15 protein-coding genes and 1 riboswitch are annotated in these 15,386 nt (G+C 62.4%); of the genes, 10 read left to right on the top strand and 5 right to left on the bottom strand.

Annotated features, from left to right (window positions below; all coding sequences use genetic code 11):
- Window positions 1-23 precede the first annotated feature (23 nt).
- Window positions 24-401, bottom strand: a complete 378-nt coding sequence (locus ACIQUB_RS19695) for a cell division protein ZapA (RefSeq protein ID WP_018899663.1) — start codon at window positions 399-401, stop codon at window positions 24-26.
- A gap of 15 nt (window positions 402-416) precedes the next feature.
- Entirely contained in the window at window positions 417-692 is a 276-nt protein-coding gene (locus tag ACIQUB_RS19690; protein ID WP_018899664.1) for a DUF4164 domain-containing protein, read from the bottom strand.
- Between the two features lie 372 nt (window positions 693-1,064).
- On the opposite strand from ACIQUB_RS19690, the gene tkt reads away from it, so the two are divergent.
- The 9 genes from tkt to ACIQUB_RS19645 all read left to right on the top strand — a co-directional run bounded on the left by tkt (window position 1,065) and on the right by ACIQUB_RS19645 (window position 12,105).
- Window positions 1,065-3,038, top strand: coding sequence for a transketolase (tkt, locus tag ACIQUB_RS19685; protein ID WP_047509385.1), 1,974 nt, complete (start codon window positions 1,065-1,067; stop codon window positions 3,036-3,038).
- 72 nt (window positions 3,039-3,110) lie between these two features.
- Entirely contained in the window at window positions 3,111-4,121 is a 1,011-nt protein-coding gene (gap, locus tag ACIQUB_RS19680) for a type I glyceraldehyde-3-phosphate dehydrogenase (RefSeq protein WP_111563323.1), read from the top strand.
- Window positions 4,122-4,310: 189 nt separating this feature from the next.
- Complete coding sequence (locus ACIQUB_RS19675; protein ID WP_280637050.1) at window positions 4,311-4,439, top strand: hypothetical protein; 129 nt, start codon at window positions 4,311-4,313, stop codon at window positions 4,437-4,439.
- 82 nt (window positions 4,440-4,521) lie between these two features.
- The gene (locus ACIQUB_RS19670) at window positions 4,522-4,836 is read left to right on the top strand and encodes a hypothetical protein (protein ID WP_113239190.1); all 315 of its coding nucleotides are present in this window, start codon (window positions 4,522-4,524) and stop codon (window positions 4,834-4,836) included.
- Between the two features lie 320 nt (window positions 4,837-5,156).
- Window positions 5,157-7,007 (top strand): potassium/proton antiporter, encoded by a 1,851-nt coding sequence (locus ACIQUB_RS19665; RefSeq protein WP_113239191.1) that lies wholly within the window; start codon window positions 5,157-5,159, stop codon window positions 7,005-7,007.
- 72 nt (window positions 7,008-7,079) lie between these two features.
- Window positions 7,080-8,282 carry a phosphoglycerate kinase gene (locus ACIQUB_RS19660; protein ID WP_111563326.1) on the top strand — a complete coding sequence of 401 codons (1,203 nt, stop codon included), beginning with the start codon at window positions 7,080-7,082 and terminating at the stop codon, window positions 8,280-8,282.
- A 252-nt stretch (window positions 8,283-8,534) separates the two neighbouring features.
- A complete protein-coding gene (locus ACIQUB_RS19655; protein ID WP_113239192.1) occupies window positions 8,535-9,431 on the top strand; it encodes a fructose bisphosphate aldolase in 897 nt (298 codons plus the stop codon).
- Window positions 9,432-9,587: 156 nt separating this feature from the next.
- Window positions 9,588-10,505, top strand: a complete 918-nt coding sequence (locus tag ACIQUB_RS19650; protein WP_113239193.1) for a PhzF family phenazine biosynthesis protein — start codon at window positions 9,588-9,590, stop codon at window positions 10,503-10,505.
- A 70-nt stretch (window positions 10,506-10,575) separates the two neighbouring features.
- Window positions 10,576-10,656: riboswitch (Fluoride riboswitch) on the top strand.
- Window positions 10,657-10,746: 90 nt separating this feature from the next.
- Window positions 10,747-12,105, top strand: coding sequence for a voltage-gated chloride channel family protein (locus ACIQUB_RS19645; RefSeq protein ID WP_113239194.1), 1,359 nt, complete (start codon window positions 10,747-10,749; stop codon window positions 12,103-12,105).
- A 52-nt stretch (window positions 12,106-12,157) separates the two neighbouring features.
- Here ACIQUB_RS19645 and ACIQUB_RS19640 read toward each other — a convergent pair whose 3' ends face one another.
- Window positions 12,158-13,960, bottom strand: a complete 1,803-nt coding sequence (locus ACIQUB_RS19640) for a chloride channel protein (protein ID WP_402931437.1) — start codon at window positions 13,958-13,960, stop codon at window positions 12,158-12,160.
- A 156-nt stretch (window positions 13,961-14,116) separates the two neighbouring features.
- Here ACIQUB_RS19640 and ACIQUB_RS19635 point away from each other — a divergent pair, with 156 nt between their 5' ends.
- Window positions 14,117-14,560 carry a MarR family winged helix-turn-helix transcriptional regulator gene (locus tag ACIQUB_RS19635; RefSeq protein WP_402931435.1) on the top strand — a complete coding sequence of 148 codons (444 nt, stop codon included), beginning with the start codon at window positions 14,117-14,119 and terminating at the stop codon, window positions 14,558-14,560.
- 23 nt (window positions 14,561-14,583) lie between these two features.
- Here the strand turns inward: ACIQUB_RS19635 and ACIQUB_RS19630 are convergent, their stop codons facing one another.
- A complete protein-coding gene (locus ACIQUB_RS19630) occupies window positions 14,584-14,982 on the bottom strand; it encodes a VOC family protein (protein WP_113235233.1) in 399 nt (132 codons plus the stop codon).
- A 114-nt stretch (window positions 14,983-15,096) separates the two neighbouring features.
- A complete protein-coding gene (locus ACIQUB_RS19625; RefSeq protein ID WP_018899677.1) occupies window positions 15,097-15,261 on the bottom strand; it encodes a hypothetical protein in 165 nt (54 codons plus the stop codon).
- Between the last annotated feature and the right edge of the window lie 125 nt (window positions 15,262-15,386).

Raw genomic sequence — 15,386 nt, 5'->3', positions numbered from 1 at the left:
CGAGCACTTCAGTTTCGCCCGCTTCAGTTCAGAGCCGCCGGCGCCCGGCCATTCAGCTTGTCGGTTATCCCGCGCAGCTGGCTGCTGACCTCGACGATGGCGGCAGCGATGCTCTCTTCGGTGCGGCTGGTTGCGGCCAGCACCGTGTCGCGGTTGCTGCGCAGGCTGTTCAGCTCATCTTCCAGGCTGGCGACGCGCCGGGTCAGCTCCGAGATCTCGTCCATGATCATGATGCCGGCCATGACGGTGATGCGGAGATCGCCGATTTCGCCGAACTGATCCTTGAGATGGCCGACATAGCGGTCGAAACGGGTGGCGAGATCGGTCAGGTGATCTTCCTGCCCCTCTTCACAGGCCATGCGATAGGCCTTGCCGTCGATCGTTACCGTTACCTGCGCCATGTCCTAAGCCCTTTATTAGCGGTCGAGAACCGCGCGGATCGTCTCCATCGCCGTTACCAGCCGACGCGAAACCTCGCGATTGACCTCTTCCAGCCGGTTCGCGCGGAATTCCGCCTGATCGAGTTCTTGCGCCAGCTTGGAGCGATCGGCATGCACGCGGCGAACCTCGCCCTCGATCTCGCCGGTCTCGCGCTGCCGCTCGATCCGGGCGTCGACTGCGCTGTCGAGCGCCGAAATCGCCTGCCGGAGCTCCAAGAGCGCTGCATCGATGCTGTTGCCTGTGGATGTCATGTCTTTCCGGTTCCCCGCGCAAGACCCGCGAATCGGTAATGAGGCCCGACGCGATGTTTTCAAAAGGATATGCAGCTCGCCAACTGCCCGTCAATAAAGGCCTAACGGCGGCAGGCGAGCTAGTTGTGGATGACTGAAATCGGCAACTCGGTCGGCAGCCCCGTTGGCGCCTCTGCCGACACGTCTGTCACACGCCTGTCAACTTTTGTTAAAATCGTTGGTCAAATGTCAAAAATCGTCATTCCGAGCCCTCTATTAGGGCTTCGATTTATTGACTTGCCTGCTCCAACTGCTATTTGTGCACCCGCTCTCATTGATGGTCTCCGCAGGCTTGAGGCCATCCCCCGACACCCCGGAACAAGCGGAATAGCGATGATTTCTCCTGAACAACACGACCGGATGGCAAACGCGATCCGTTTCCTCTCAATGGATGCAGTCGAGAAGGCGAATTCCGGCCATCCGGGCATGCCGATGGGTATGGCCGATGTCGCCACCGTCCTGTTCTCGAAGTATCTGAAGTTCGACCCGTTGAAGCCGCATTGGCCAGATCGCGACCGCTTCGTGCTGTCGGCCGGCCACGGCTCGATGCTGCTCTACTCGCTGCTCTATCTAACCGGCTACCCTGACATGTCGGTCGATGACCTCCAGCAGTTCCGCCAGCTCGGCTCCAAGACCGCCGGCCACCCGGAATACGGCCACGCCACCGGCATCGAAACCACTACCGGCCCGCTCGGCCAGGGCATTGCCAATGCCGTCGGCATGGCGATCGCCGAACGCAAGCTGCGCGAGGAATTCGGCGCCGACCTGCAGGATCACTACACCTACGTGATCAACGGCGACGGCTGCCTGATGGAAGGCATCAGCCATGAAGCCATCGCGCTCGCCGGCCACCTGAAGCTCAACAAGCTCATCCTCTTCTGGGACAACAACTCGATCACCATCGACGGCGCTGTCTCCCTGTCGGATTCGACCGACCAGATCATGCGCTTCAAGGCTGTTCACTGGCACACGATCGAAGTCGACGGCCACGACCAGGCTGCGATTGCCGCTGCCATCGAAGAAGCCCACAAGTCCGACAAGCCGACCTTCATCGCCTGCAAGACCGTCATCGGCTTCGGCGCTCCGAACAAGCAGGGTAGCCACAAGGTTCACGGTTCGCCGCTCGGCGCCGAGGAAATCGCAGCGACCCGCAAGGCGCTGAACTGGGAATACGCACCCTTCGTCATCCCGAACGACGTTCTCTCCGATTGGCGCGCCGCCGGCACGCGTTCGGCTGACGCCGTCAAGGCATGGGAAGGCCGCCTCGAAAAGGCAGCGACCAAGGCCGAGTTCACCCGCCGCTTCGCAGGCGACCTGCCCCAGGGCTTCGACGCCGCCATCAGCGACTACAAGAAGAAGCTCGCCGAAACCAAGCCGACCGTTGCGACCCGCAAGGCTTCGGAAGACGCGCTTGAAGTCATCAACGGCTTCCTGCCCGAGACGATCGGCGGCTCCGCCGACCTGACGCCGTCGAACAACACCAAGACCAGCCAGATGCATTCGATCACGCCGACGGACTTCGCCGGTCGTTACATGCACTGGGGCATCCGCGAGCACGGCATGGCGTCTGCCATGAACGGTATCGCACTCCACGGCGGTCTGATCCCCTACGGCGGCGGCTTCATGATCTTCTCGGATTATTGCCGTCCTCCGATCCGCCTCGCTTCGCTGATGGGCATCCGCGTCGTCCACGTTCTGACGCACGACTCGATCGGCGTTGGCGAAGACGGCCCGACCCACCAGCCGGTCGAACAGATGGCCTCGCTGCGCGCCATCCCGAACCTGATGATGTTCCGCCCGGCCGACGCTGTCGAAACCGCCGAGTGCTGGCAGATCGCGCTGAACACCAAGGACCGTCCGTCGGGCCTGGCGCTCACCCGCCAGAACCTCACCACGGTTCGTACCGAGTACAGCGAGAAGAACCTCTGCGAACTCGGCGCCTACACGCTGGCAGGCAATGCCGATGCCAAGGTGACGATCTTCGCTTCGGGCTCCGAAGTCGAGCTGGCGGTTGCCGCCCGCAAGACGCTTGAAGAAAAGGGCGTTACCGTCCGCGTCGTCTCGGTCCCCTCGACCGAACTGTTCTTCGAGCAGCCGGATGCCTACCGCGCCGAGATCCTCGGCAAGTCGCCGATCAAGATCGCCGTCGAAGCCGCCGTTCGCGAAGGCTGGGATGCGTTCATCGGACCGGAAGGCACCTTCATCGGCATGAAGGGCTTCGGCGCTTCGGGTCCTGCCAAGGATGTCTTCAAGAAGTTCGGCATCACGACGGAAGCCGTCGTCGCCGCAGTTGAAGCCAAGCTTTGATCTGATACAAGGAGCGCCTCAGGGCGCTCCTCTTTGCTTATAAACCAAGCCCTACTCTCGGGAGAGACACACATGACTGTAAAGGTTGCCATTAACGGCTTCGGTCGTATCGGCCGCAATGTTCTCCGCGCCATCGTTGAATCCGGCCGCACGGACATCGAAGTCGTTGCCATCAACGACCTCGGCCCGGTCGAGACCAACGCGCACCTGCTGCGTTACGACTCGATCCACGGCAAGTTCCCTGCCGAAGTGAAGGTCGAAGGTGACACGATCACCGTCGGCGGCGGCAAGCCGATCAAGGTAACCGCTGTTCGCGACCCGGCACAGCTGCCGCACGCCGAACTCGGCATCGACATCGCCATGGAATGCACCGGCATCTTCACCTCGCGCGACAAGGCTGCCGCCCACCTGACGGCTGGCGCCAAGCGCGTCATCGTTTCGGCTCCTGCCGACGGTGCCGACCTGACCGTCGTCTTCGGCGTCAACCACGATCAGCTGACCAAGGAACACCTGGTCATCTCCAACGCTTCCTGCACGACGAACTGCCTGGTTCCTGTCGTCAAGGTTCTCGACGATCTCGTCGGCATCGATCATGGCTTCATGACCACGATCCACTCCTACACGGGTGACCAGCCGACGCTCGACACCATGCACAAGGATCTGTACCGCGCCCGCGCCGCAGCTCTGTCCATGATCCCGACCTCGACGGGTGCAGCAAAGGCCGTTGGCCTCGTCATGCCGCACCTGAAGGGCAAGCTCGACGGCACCTCGATCCGCGTTCCGACCCCGAACGTTTCGGTTGTCGACTTCAAGTTCGTTGCCAAGAAGGCCACCTCGGTTGCCGAAATCAACGAAGCCATCAAGGCTGCTTCGAACGGCAAGCTGAAGGGCATCCTCGGCTACACCGACGAGCCGCTCGTTTCGCGCGACTTCAACCACGACAGCCACTCCTCGATCTTCGCCTCCGACCAGACCAAGGTCATGGAAGGCAACTTCGTGCGCGTTCTGTCCTGGTACGACAACGAGTGGGGCTTCTCCAGCCGCATGTCGGACACGGCCGTCGCCTTCGCCAAGACCATCTAAGGTCTTCGCGACAAGACTTAGGAAAGCGGCTCGGGAAACCGGGCCGCTTTTCGTTTGCCAAGATGTGCCGCGACGACCAAACACGCTTGCCGTCATCCGGCCGGATGCGGTAAATTCGATCGAAGCTGCAACGCGGTCGCGCAACCAGACGCCGAACCGACAACGAGCGAACCACCCATGAAAATCGTGATGTTGGCAATCCTACTTGTCATGATCGCCGGCGTGCTCAGCCTGACCGTCGTCGGCGGCGGCTCCAAGCAGCTTGCCAAGGGCCAGCCGCTGCTCGCCTCCTCCTCGCGACTGATGGGACCGCGATAATTGCACGCACGACGGCTGCGGGGCTGGCGTGGCGCGAACGAACACCATAATGTTAGACGTCAGCGAAACGAAAGAGAATTCAATGGATTATTTCACCATCGAGATATCGGGCAAAGCCATCGCGAGTTTCCGTTCGGAAAACGCCGAGGACGCCAAGCACTTCATCGAGGCCGAGGATTTTCGCGAGGATCTGACGGTGCTCGAGACGGAAGGCAAGCCGGTATGGGATGGCAAAGCGCCGCTCACCCTGCGCAAGGCGACCCCGGATGAGGCAAGCGAAGTCGAGCATGCCTACGAGTTCGACGACGATCCTTCGCGCACCATCGACGACGAATTCGTCGTCTTCCTCATCCCGATTTCGGACGCGGACGAAGACGACAACGACGACGAGGCATAAGGCCGCAGCAAATATACAGGACGATTGTCCAAGAAAAGGACAGGGCAGCGATTTCTGCCCTGCTCTCGCCTGATTTGATCCTACACTTTACTCAGGATCACTCTCCAACCGTTCATTTGATTTGCCGTTAGGCGGATCGCTCAGCAGCATGATGCAGCAAAGCGCAAGGATAGCCCTTTAGGTCTACCCTTCGTTTGGATTTTGCCGTTTACTGGCAGGCATCGGACCGGAACTGGAGACGCGATACCATAGTTTTAGACAGCCGCATTCGACGGGGGGCGACACTGCGGCGATTGATATTTGCATAAAGGGGTTCGGGCATGGAAGCATTCTACATCGTCGTACTGGTATCGACGGCGCTCGTGCTTCTTGCGGCCTTCTCCAGCCTGCTCGCCTTCCGCTTCGGCGCCCCTCTTCTGCTCTTGTTTCTCGGCATCGGCCTGCTTGCCGGCAGCGACGGCCTCGGCATCGAATTCACCAACAATTATCTCGCCTACATCCTCGGCTCGATCGCGCTTGCCATCATCCTCTTCGATTCCGGCTTCGGCACGCCGGTCCAGGCCTTCAAGCTCGCCGCCGTCCCCTCGATAACGCTGGCATCGGTCGGCGTGCTGATGACGGCGTCCCTGTTTGCCGTCGCCGCCATGTGGCTTTTGAACTTCACCTGGCTCGAGGGCATGCTGCTCGGCTCCATCGTTGCCTCGACCGATGCCGCCGCCGTCTTCTTCCTGCTGCGCATCGGCGGCATCAACATTCGCGACAAGGTGCGCTCGACGCTCGAAGTCGAATCCGGCACCAACGACCCGATGGCGATCTTCCTCACCATCGCGCTGGTCGAGGTCCTGGCATCGGGCGAGCGCTATCACGGCATCAACATCGGCATGCTCGCAATGTTCGTTCAGCAGATGGGCCTCGGCGTCATCCTCGGCCTGCTCGGCGGCATGATGATCGTGCTGATCGTGGGCAGGCTGGAGACCGATCGCGGCCTGACGCCGATCTTCGTTCTGGCGCTGGCGCTTCTGGTCTTCTCGTTCACCGGCGCCGTCGGCGGCAGCGGCTTTTTGGCCGTCTACGTCGCCGGCATCTATGCGGGAAATCGCAAGCTGCCCGGCTATGCCTCGATCAAGCGCTTCCAGGACGGCATGACCTGGCTGGCACAGATCATCATGTTCCTGGTGCTTGGCCTGCTCGCGACGCCGTCGCAATTCGGCGCGATCGCCATCCCGGCGGTCCTGCTCGCGCTCTTCCTGATCTTCATCGCCCGCCCGCTGGCGATCTGGCTGTCGCTGCTGCCCTTCGACTACACGCAGCAGGAGATCGGCTTCGTCGCCTGGGTCGGCCTGCGCGGCGCCGTCTCCATCCTGCTTGCCATCATGCCGATCCTCGGCGGGCTGGAAAACGGTCAGGTCTACTTCAACACCGCCTTCATCATCGTGCTCGTCTCGCTGCTGGTACAGGGCTGGACCATCAAGCCGGTCGCCAAGAAGCTCGGCCTGATCATCCCGCCGCGCATCGGCGCCGTCGACAAGGTGGAGGTCGATCTGCCGGGAGCGGCCAACCACGAGCTCCTCTCCTACCGCGTCGTCAAGGACAGCCCGGTGCTGCGCGGCGAGCGCATTCCGCGCTGGGCGACACCCTCGCTCGTCATCCGCGACGGCAAGTCGATGCGCTATCAATATGCCGGCCGCCTGCGCGAGAACGATCTCGTCTATCTCTTCATCGTTCCCTCCTACTCGCGCCTGCTCGACAAGCTCTTCGCAAGCCGCGTGCCGGTGGAGGAAGACGACACCGATTTCTTCGGCGCCTTCGCGCTCTCCCCGAGCCGCCCGGCGACCGATCTCGACACCGCCTACGGCCCCGGCCTGCTGAACGAAAACGAGAAGGGCCTGACCATCGCCGAGCTGATGAAGCAGCGTCTCGGCGGCAAGGCTGAATATGCCGACCGTGTGCGCCTGGGCTCCATCATCCTCATCGTCCGCGACCTCGACGACCACGATCATATCAGCGCGATCGGCATGTCTCTGGAGGCTGTCGAGCCGGCCGTGACGCTGCCGATCTTCATCAATATGCGCGATATCATCGACCGCGTGCATGACCGTTTCAAGAGCCGCAAGAACAAGGAGGCGGCCGCCGCCGCGGCGGCTGGAAAAGCCGACGAAAACCCGCGCTGAACGCCTTGCGTCCGCGATGATCCTTGCTATGGTCCCCGCATCTTTTCAGGCAATAAACGAACGGATTTCCCAATGCCTTCCTTCAAGACACTCGACGATCTTAACGACATTGCCGGAAAGCGCGTTCTCGTCCGCGTCGACCTCAACGTCCCGGTAAAGGACGGCAAGGTCACGGACGTGACCCGCATCGAGCGCGTCGCCCCGACCATCAAGGAACTGTCAGAGAAGGGCGCCAAGGTTATCCTTCTCGCGCACTTCGGCCGCCCCAAGGATGGCCCCTCGCCGGACCTGTCGCTCACCCTGATCGCCCCCTCGGTTGAGGCCGTGCTCGATCATCCCGTGCAGACGGCAACCGACGTCATCGGCGAAGCCGCCGCCGGCGCCGTGGCTGCCATGAAGGATGGCGACATCCTGCTTCTCGAAAACACCCGCTTCCACAAGGGCGAGGAAAAGAACGACCCCGATTTCGTCAAGGCGCTGGTCGCCAATGGCGACATCTATGTCAACGATGCCTTCTCGGCTGCGCACCGCGCCCATGCCTCGACCGAAGGCCTCGCCCGTCACCTTCCCGCTTACGCCGGCCGCACCATGCAGGCTGAATTGGAAGCACTGGAAAAGGGCCTCGGCCAGCCGGTCCGTCCCGTCGTTGCTATCGTCGGTGGCGCCAAGGTCTCGACCAAGATCGACCTCCTCATGAACCTCGTGAAGAAGGTCGACGCCCTCGTCATCGGTGGCGGCATGGCCAACACCTTTATCGCCGCGCGCGGCACCAGCGTCGGCAAGTCTCTCTGCGAGCATGACCTCGCCGACACCGCCCGCCAGATCATGATCGAAGCCGCAACGGCTGGCTGCGCGATCGTTCTGCCCGAGGACGGCGTCGTCGCCCGCGAGTTCAAGGCGGGTGCCGCCAACGAGATCGTCGCCATCGACGCCATCCCCGATGACGCCATGATGCTCGACGTCGGCCCGAAGTCGGTCGAAGCCGTGAAGGCCTGGATCGAGCGCGCCAACACGCTGGTCTGGAACGGCCCGCTCGGCGCCTTCGAGATCGAACCCTTCGACAAGGCAACCGTCGCCGCCGCGCAGTATGCGGCAGAGCGCACCAAGGCCGGCAAGCTCACCTCGGTCGCCGGCGGCGGCGACACCGTCTCGGCGCTGAACCACGCCGGCGTTGCCGATGATTTCACCTACGTCTCGACCGCTGGCGGCGCATTCCTGGAATGGATGGAAGGCAAGGTCCTTCCGGGCGTAGAGGTCCTGACCAAGGCCAAGTAAGTCAAACCGGGCTTTTGGCCTGTTTGAACCGCTTCATTGAGGACCGCGAGAGCCAGCGCTTTCGCGGTCTTTTTGTTGGAACTAAAACAACTTTAAACTTTCAAACGTTTGAAACGATTTCAATCGTTTCAATAGCTTACCCCAGGATTTTCCTTTTAAAATTCTTCTGGTATCGCAGATTTGAGTGCCGATCGGCTTTGACAGAGAGCAAAATCCGGACGCGATGCGCCGGCTCGAGAGAAGGAATGAAGTATGGTGGACGCGAAGATGTTGGACAAGATCAGCTCGGCGCCAGGATTCATTGCAGCGCTGGACCAGAGCGGTGGTTCGACACCCGCAGCGTTGCGCCTCTACGGCATCGCAGACAGCGATTACCAGGGTGATGAGGAGATGTTCCGCCTGATGCACGCCATGCGCGTCCGCATCATGAGCGCCCCCGCCTTCACCGGCGAAAAGATCATTGCCGCAATCCTCTTCGAGCGGACCATGGACGGCGACGTCGATGGCCAGCCGGTTCCTTCCTATCTCTGGGAAAAGCGCGGCGTCGTTCCGCTGCTCAAGATCGACAAGGGCTTGGCCGCCGAAGAAAACGGCGTCCAGATCATGAAGCCGATGCCTGAGCTGGAGACGCTCCTCGCGCGCGGCCGCGACAAGGGAATTTTCGGCACCAAGATGCGCTCCGTGATCGCAAGCGCCGACCGGTCAGGCATTGCGGCTGTCGTCAAGCAGCAGTTCGAAGTGGCGCGCCAGATCATCGGCAGCGGCCTCGTTCCGATCGTCGAGCCTGAAGTCTCGATCAAGAGCCCGACGAAGCAGGAGGCGGAAGCCATCCTTCGCGACGAGATCGCAAATCAGCTCGACCTGCTGCCGGCGAGCGAAAAGGTGGTGCTGAAGCTGACGATCCCGACGGTCGCCGATTTCTACGCGCCTCTGGTTGCCCACAAGCAGGTCGTGCGCGTCGTCGCACTCTCCGGCGGCTACAGCCGCACCGACGCCTGCGAGAAACTCAGCCACAACCACGGCATGATTGCCAGCTTCTCGCGCGCGCTGACGGAAAACCTGCGCGTTTCGATGAGCGACGCGGAATTCGACGCGAGCCTGGCCGAAACGATCAACGAGATTTACGCGGCCAGCGTCAACAAGGCCTGATCCGCTCGCCTATTTTTAAGAACCGGCTGCCTCTGGCGGCCGGTTTTTTGTTGCCGGTTGATTGTCATCGGTGGATTGTCATGGCGACAAGAATTCCCCTTCTGCCAGCCGGCGGTGATAGCTACTGATTGCGCTCCTGAACCATCGGAGCACGCAATGACCGCCGTTTCCTTCACCACCGTCGATGTCTTCACTTCCACCCGCTTCGAAGGCAATCCGCTGGCAGTTATGACGGATGCCCGCGGCCTCTCCGATGATCAGATGCAGAAGATCGCCGCCGAGTTCGGCTATTCGGAAGTGACCTTCGTGCTGCCGCCCGAAAACCCCGAGAACACCGCGCGCGTGCGCATCTTCACGCCGACGACGGAAGTACCCTTCGCCGGTCACCCCAATGTCGGCACCGCCTATGTGCTCGGCGATCTCGACGACATTTTCGGCCAACCGGTCGGCGACGTCATGCGCTTCGAGGAAAAAACCGGCGTGGTCACTGTCGACGTGCGCCGCGAACAGGGCCGCGTCGCCTCGACCGCGATCCGCGCGCCGAAGCCGCTATCGACTGGCAACACCGTCGCTGTAGACACCATCGCCCGCTGCATCGCCATCGACAGCACAGAGGTCAGCACCCGCATCCACCAGCCACTGACGGCATCCGTCGGCCTGAGCTTCGTCGTCGCCGAACTCGCCGATCTCGACGCACTCGCCCGCGCCCGCCCCAACCTCGCGCACTTCCAGGATACCGCCGGCCCGACGCTTGAGGGAAACCACGACTTCTCGCTCTTCATCTACGTCCGCTCGGCCGACAAGCCCTGGCACATCCGCGCCCGCATGTTCGCCCCGCTCGACAACGTCCCGGAAGACCCCGCGACCGGCAGCGCCTCGGCCGCCCTTGGCGCCTACCTCGTCTCGCTCGAGCCGGAACCCGACATGACGGTATCGCTGACCATCGAGCAGGGCGTCGAGATGGGCCGCCGCAGCCTCATCGGTATCGAGGTGACGAAGACCGGCGGCGTGGTCACCGACGTTGCGATCTCGGGCGCCTGCGTCGAGGTCATGCGCGGCGTGATCGACTGCTGATCGCCACGCTCGAACAGGACGGATCCGCGCCCCGGCGCGCTTGACAGCAATCCGGCGCAAGCGATATCAACTGGCTATCGGCAATGGATTCTGCCGAGGCCAGAAAAGGCTGAACCGCTTCCCCGACGAAGCCGATGACTCCTACTTCATTTGCCATCGCGCGAAAGGGTAGAGTCATGTTCGAAGTCTTGTTGTCACCACGCATCGCCGGCGATACCGCCCATCATCAAGGGGCAGCACTATGATCGCCTTCTCCGATATTTTCGGCATCCGCCTGCGCCAGCTTCGCGACATCGGCAAGTGGGTCGCCGTCATCGTTCCGATGGGGGTTGTCGTCGGCTCGCTCTGCGCATTATTCCTCTGGGCGCTCGACCTCGCGACAAGGAGCCGCTTCGATCATCCCTGGCTGCTCTACGGCCTGCCCGCCGCCGGCTTCCTGATGGTGCTGATCTACCAGACATTCGGAAAGTCCGCCGAGGGCGGCAACAACCTGATCGTTGACCAGATCCACGAACCGGGCGCCGGCGTTCCCCTGCGCATGGCACCGCTCATCCTCGTCTCCACCATCGCCACCCATCTCTTCGGCGGCTCCGCCGGCCGCGAGGGCACGGCGGTGCAGCTCGGCGGCAGCATCGCCAGCACCGTGGCGAAGCTCTTCCGCCTGTCGCCCGCCGATGTGAGAATCCTCCTCATGGGCGGCGTCGCAGCCGGTTTCGGCGCGGTGTTCGGCACGCCGATCGCCGGCGCCATATTCGCGCTCGAAGTGCTGACCATCGGCCGCATGCAGTATGAAGCCCTTATCCCCTGCCTGATGGCAGCAGTCACCGGCGACTGGGCCTGCCATGCCTGGGGCATCGAGCATACGCACTACCACATCGCCTATCTCGCCGACGCGCCCGCCAATGTCTTCCATCTCGATGCGATCCTGCTCGCAAAGGTCGCCATCGCCGGCGTCATCTTCGGGCTCGCGGCGAAATCCTTTGCCGAACTCTCCCACACGGCTTCAGCCCTGTTCAAGAAGCTCCTGCCCTACGCGCCGCTGCGCCCGGTTCTGGCCGGACTGATCCTGATCGGCCTCGTTCACCTGCTCGGCACCCGCGCCTATCTCGGCCTCGGTGTCTGGTCGCCCGACGCCGCCGACCCGACGATCGCGGGCTTCTTCGCACCCGGCGCCGTCGATTACTGGAGCTGGTTCTGGAAGGCGCTCTTTACCATCGTCACGCTCAGCGCCGGCTTCAAGGGTGGCGAGGTCACGCCGCTCTTCTTCATCGGCGCCGCACTCGGCAATGCGCTGGCGGCCCTCTTCGGCGCGCCGTCCGATCTCTTCGCCGGTCTCGGCTTCGTGGCGATCTTCGCCGGCGCCACCAACACGCCGCTCGCCTGCATGATCATGGGCATCGAGCTCTTCGGCTCCACCCACGCCGTCTACCTCGCCGTCGCCTGCTTCCTCGCCTATCTCTGCAGCGGCCATTCAAGCATCTATCTCGCCCAACGCCTCGGCGTACCGAAGCGCCGCGTCATGGGTACGATCCCCTCAGGCGTCTCACTCCGCCATATCAGGGAGCGGAAGGTGCCGGCTGGCGAAGGTGTCGAGAAGTAAGCACGAAAACGCCCGCCACGAGAACGCGGCAGGTGACTTGTTCGGCATCAGCCTACGCGGCGCTTGAAAACAGATAAGGCCGGCGCTCGGTCTCGCTCGTCTTGAAGGAATGCCGCAGATGCAGCAGATCCTTGCGCGCGATCAGCCCGACCAGCCGCTTCGTCTGCGGATCGATCACGGGGATGCGCCCTTCGCCGGAATTCAACATGATATCCGTGACATGCCCGACCGTATCATCCGCAAGCGCATAGGCGATCTCAGCATTCGACGTCGCGTCGACAATGCTGACATCATCTGCCACGCCCTCCTGATGCCACCGCAGCACATCGGCGCGGGAGACCAGGCCAAGCAACACGCGCTGGTCGTCGACGAAAGGATAGACGCGATGCGTCTTCTCGGTGGTCTCGAAGAAGGCCTTCACCTCCCCCACCGTCTGCCGCGACGAAAGAACATCGACATCCACGATCATGATGTCGCGGGCGCGCGTCAGCTCGAACGGATCGATACCGTATTCGCGCGTGATGTGCTGGCCGCGCCGGGCGATCTTTTCGGTGAGGATCGAGCGCCGCAGCACAAGCACCGTCACCGCATAGGCCGACACCGTGGCGGCAAGCAGCGGCAGAAGCGCCGACAGGTCTCCCGTCAGCTCCACCGCGAAGAACGTCCCGGTCAGCGGCGCGCGCATCGTCCCGCCCATCATCGCGGCCATGCCGAGCAGCGCCCAGAAGCCCTGATCGCCTGGCAGAAACAGCCCTGCCAGCCAGCCGATCGCCCCGCCGAAGATGAGCAGCGGCGCCAGCACGCCACCCGACGTACCGGATGACAGCGCGATCAGCCAGATCGGCACCTTCACGGCGAGGATGGTGAGGACGGCGGCCGGAAGCACGTTGCTGTGCAGCAGATCCTCGATGATATCGTAGCCGACGCCAAGCGCGCGCGGCTCGATCAGCCCGCCGAGCCCGATGAACAACCCGCCGATCGCCGGGCACCACATCCAATGGACAGGCAGGGCCTCGAACAGGTCCTCGACCTTGTAGAGTAGCACGGTCAGAAGACCCGAAGCGAAGCCGGTGAGAATGCCGAGCCCGGCGCAGAGCGCAATCCCCCACCAGGGGAGACTCATGTCGAAGTGCGCGGGAAACAGCGGACCGGCGCCGAACAGAAACGGCCGCCAGCAAGCCGACACGCAGGCAGCCACGGCAACAGGAATGAAGCTCCTCGGCTTCCATTCGAACAGAAGCAGCTCGACCGCCAGGAGAAGGGCCGCAATCGGTGTGCCGAAGATCGCCGTCATCCCGGCGGCTGCCCCCGCCACCAGCAGAGACTTGCGCTCCGCCGAGCTCATCTCGAAGCATTGCGCGAAGAGCGAACCGATCGCGCCACCGGTCATGATGATCGGCCCTTCGGCCCCGAACGGCCCACCGGTGCCGATCGAGATCGCCGATGACAACGGCTTGAGCACGGCCACCTTCGGCGACATCCGGCTTCCGCCGATAAGGATGGCCTCGATGGCCTCAGGGATGCCGTGCCCCCTGATCTTCTCCGAACCGAAGCGCGCCATCAGACCGATGATCAGTCCCCCGATGACAGGCACGACAAGCATCCACAGCGACGGATGCGCATGCGCCAGGCTCTCGGCAACGAGGCTGAACTTTCCGAACCAGACGACATTCGAGACGAGCGAGATCAGGCTGACCAGCAGCCAAGCCGCAAACGCGCCGCCGGTGCCGACGACGACGGCCATCGCGATCAGCGCCAGAACGCGCTTGTCGGTGGTGAAATCGCCCGCCGCGCGGCGCGGCAGCAGGGAGGCGGTATTGGGGGATGTATCGGGAGGAAGAGATTTTGGGGGCATGGTCGATCCTGTCTAGTGTTTATCTGTGCGCTCAAATATATCGTATTACGATATAAATCAACAGACCCGCTTCTCGCGCCGCGGGCTTTGCGGATGGCGGCGATAACGGCTAGAGATCGCCCTGGCTTTCATGGGCGTTGACGGAAGGATGTGGCGATGCGGGACGATCTGTCGGAGGAGGATTACGAAGCGCTCGCGAACCTTCGCCACACGCTGCGCCGTTTCATGGATTTTAGCGCCTCGGCCGCGCTCGAAGCCGGCCTGCCCGCGCAGCAGCATCAGGCGCTGCTCGCCATCAAGGGACACCGCGCCCCCGATCCGATGACAATCGGCCTGCTCGCAGAGCGGTTGATCATCGCGCCGCATACCGCGACTGAACTGGTGGGCCGTCTCGAATCTGCCGGCTACGTCAGCCGCCGCCCCGACCCCAACGACCGCCGCCGCCAGACGCTCCTCCTGACGGACCAGGCCGAAGCCGTCCTCAAACAGCTGACGACCATCCACCTCAAGGAAATCCGCGAAATGGCACCCCGCCTGATCGGCATCCTGCAGAGTATCCAGGAGGAAACGCCTTTGCCGGATGATCCGTGGTCGGCATAAGACGTCGAGCTGCAGACAGCCCCTCAGGGCGCCCCATTGATCTCGACGATATTGAGATCAGGGTCGCGAAGATAAAGCTGCGGGAAGCCGGCCAGCCCGGTGCGGAAGATTAGCATGTGTTTGGGATCGCCTTCAGGCAGATCCCCGCTGAAGCCGAGGGCGGCGAGGCGTTCGAGAACGGCCTCGAAGTCATCGGTCCGAAACGCGAAGTGCCAGTCGTTGCGATCGATGACCTGCCGTTGCCGAAAGGTGCCCTCGGGATGCACGACGAGGTGGACCTGCAGGCTGCCGCAGGCGAGCCATGCCCCGCCGACCGGAAAGTCAGGCCGAGGAATTTCGGAAAGACCAAAGACATCGCGGTAAAACGGAAGAGATGTCTCCAGGTCATTAGTGATGATCGACACGTGATGCAGGGCAAGCATGTCCTCTCCCCCCAAGAAGCGTCCAAGCAACCATCACAATAGCCGAAACAGCAGCCTGACACCATCTGAGGGGTCACCCCTTCCCGCTACCGGCGTCTCTACAACCAGTTGCGCTTAAACAAACAGATCCCGCCCAAGCAGCGCAACCGCCCAGATGGCGAAGGCAAACAGCGCGATCTTCCAGAAATCCGCGCGCTTCCTGAGGCCCGGCAGACCGAGCGGCTTGATCAGGTGCACCACCATCGCAAGCATCAGGAGAAGCGCGATCAGCTTCGTCATGTCTTTATTTTTCCATATGTTCTTGATGTCACAGGACGGACATTATTTCGCGCAACCACTGCTTCTAAACATGCCGTAAAGGCATTCGGGGACACAATCAACATTGCAAAGACTGGGCAGCATCG

The sequence above is a fragment of the Rhizobium sp. NPDC090275 genome (assembly GCF_044772225.1).
In the GTDB taxonomy this organism is placed as follows: domain Bacteria; phylum Pseudomonadota; class Alphaproteobacteria; order Rhizobiales; family Rhizobiaceae; genus Rhizobium.
Note: the sequence above shows the minus strand (reverse complement) of the source record. Positions and strands in the feature narration are given on the sequence as shown.

Bases quoted from the DNA above. Each gene is read 5' to 3' on its own strand.
- ACIQUB_RS19695 (WP_018899663.1), bottom strand. From the start codon at position 401: ATGGCGCAGGTAACGGTAACGATCGACGGCAAGGCCTATCGCATGGCC.
- ACIQUB_RS19690 (WP_018899664.1), bottom strand. From the start codon at position 692: ATGACATCCACAGGCAACAGCATCGATGCAGCGCTCTTGGAGCTCCGG.
- tkt (WP_047509385.1), top strand. From the start codon at position 1,065: ATGATTTCTCCTGAACAACACGACCGGATGGCAAACGCGATCCGTTTC.
- gap (WP_111563323.1), top strand. From the start codon at position 3,111: ATGACTGTAAAGGTTGCCATTAACGGCTTCGGTCGTATCGGCCGCAAT.
- ACIQUB_RS19675 (WP_280637050.1), top strand. From the start codon at position 4,311: ATGTTGGCAATCCTACTTGTCATGATCGCCGGCGTGCTCAGCCTGACC.
- ACIQUB_RS19670 (WP_113239190.1), top strand. From the start codon at position 4,522: ATGGATTATTTCACCATCGAGATATCGGGCAAAGCCATCGCGAGTTTC.
- ACIQUB_RS19665 (WP_113239191.1), top strand. From the start codon at position 5,157: ATGGAAGCATTCTACATCGTCGTACTGGTATCGACGGCGCTCGTGCTT.
- ACIQUB_RS19660 (WP_111563326.1), top strand. From the start codon at position 7,080: ATGCCTTCCTTCAAGACACTCGACGATCTTAACGACATTGCCGGAAAG.
- ACIQUB_RS19655 (WP_113239192.1), top strand. From the start codon at position 8,535: ATGGTGGACGCGAAGATGTTGGACAAGATCAGCTCGGCGCCAGGATTC.
- ACIQUB_RS19650 (WP_113239193.1), top strand. From the start codon at position 9,588: ATGACCGCCGTTTCCTTCACCACCGTCGATGTCTTCACTTCCACCCGC.
- ACIQUB_RS19645 (WP_113239194.1), top strand. From the start codon at position 10,747: ATGATCGCCTTCTCCGATATTTTCGGCATCCGCCTGCGCCAGCTTCGC.
- ACIQUB_RS19640 (WP_402931437.1), bottom strand. From the start codon at position 13,960: ATGCCCCCAAAATCTCTTCCTCCCGATACATCCCCCAATACCGCCTCC.
- ACIQUB_RS19635 (WP_402931435.1), top strand. From the start codon at position 14,117: ATGCGGGACGATCTGTCGGAGGAGGATTACGAAGCGCTCGCGAACCTT.
- ACIQUB_RS19630 (WP_113235233.1), bottom strand. From the start codon at position 14,982: ATGCTTGCCCTGCATCACGTGTCGATCATCACTAATGACCTGGAGACA.
- ACIQUB_RS19625 (WP_018899677.1), bottom strand. From the start codon at position 15,261: ATGACGAAGCTGATCGCGCTTCTCCTGATGCTTGCGATGGTGGTGCAC.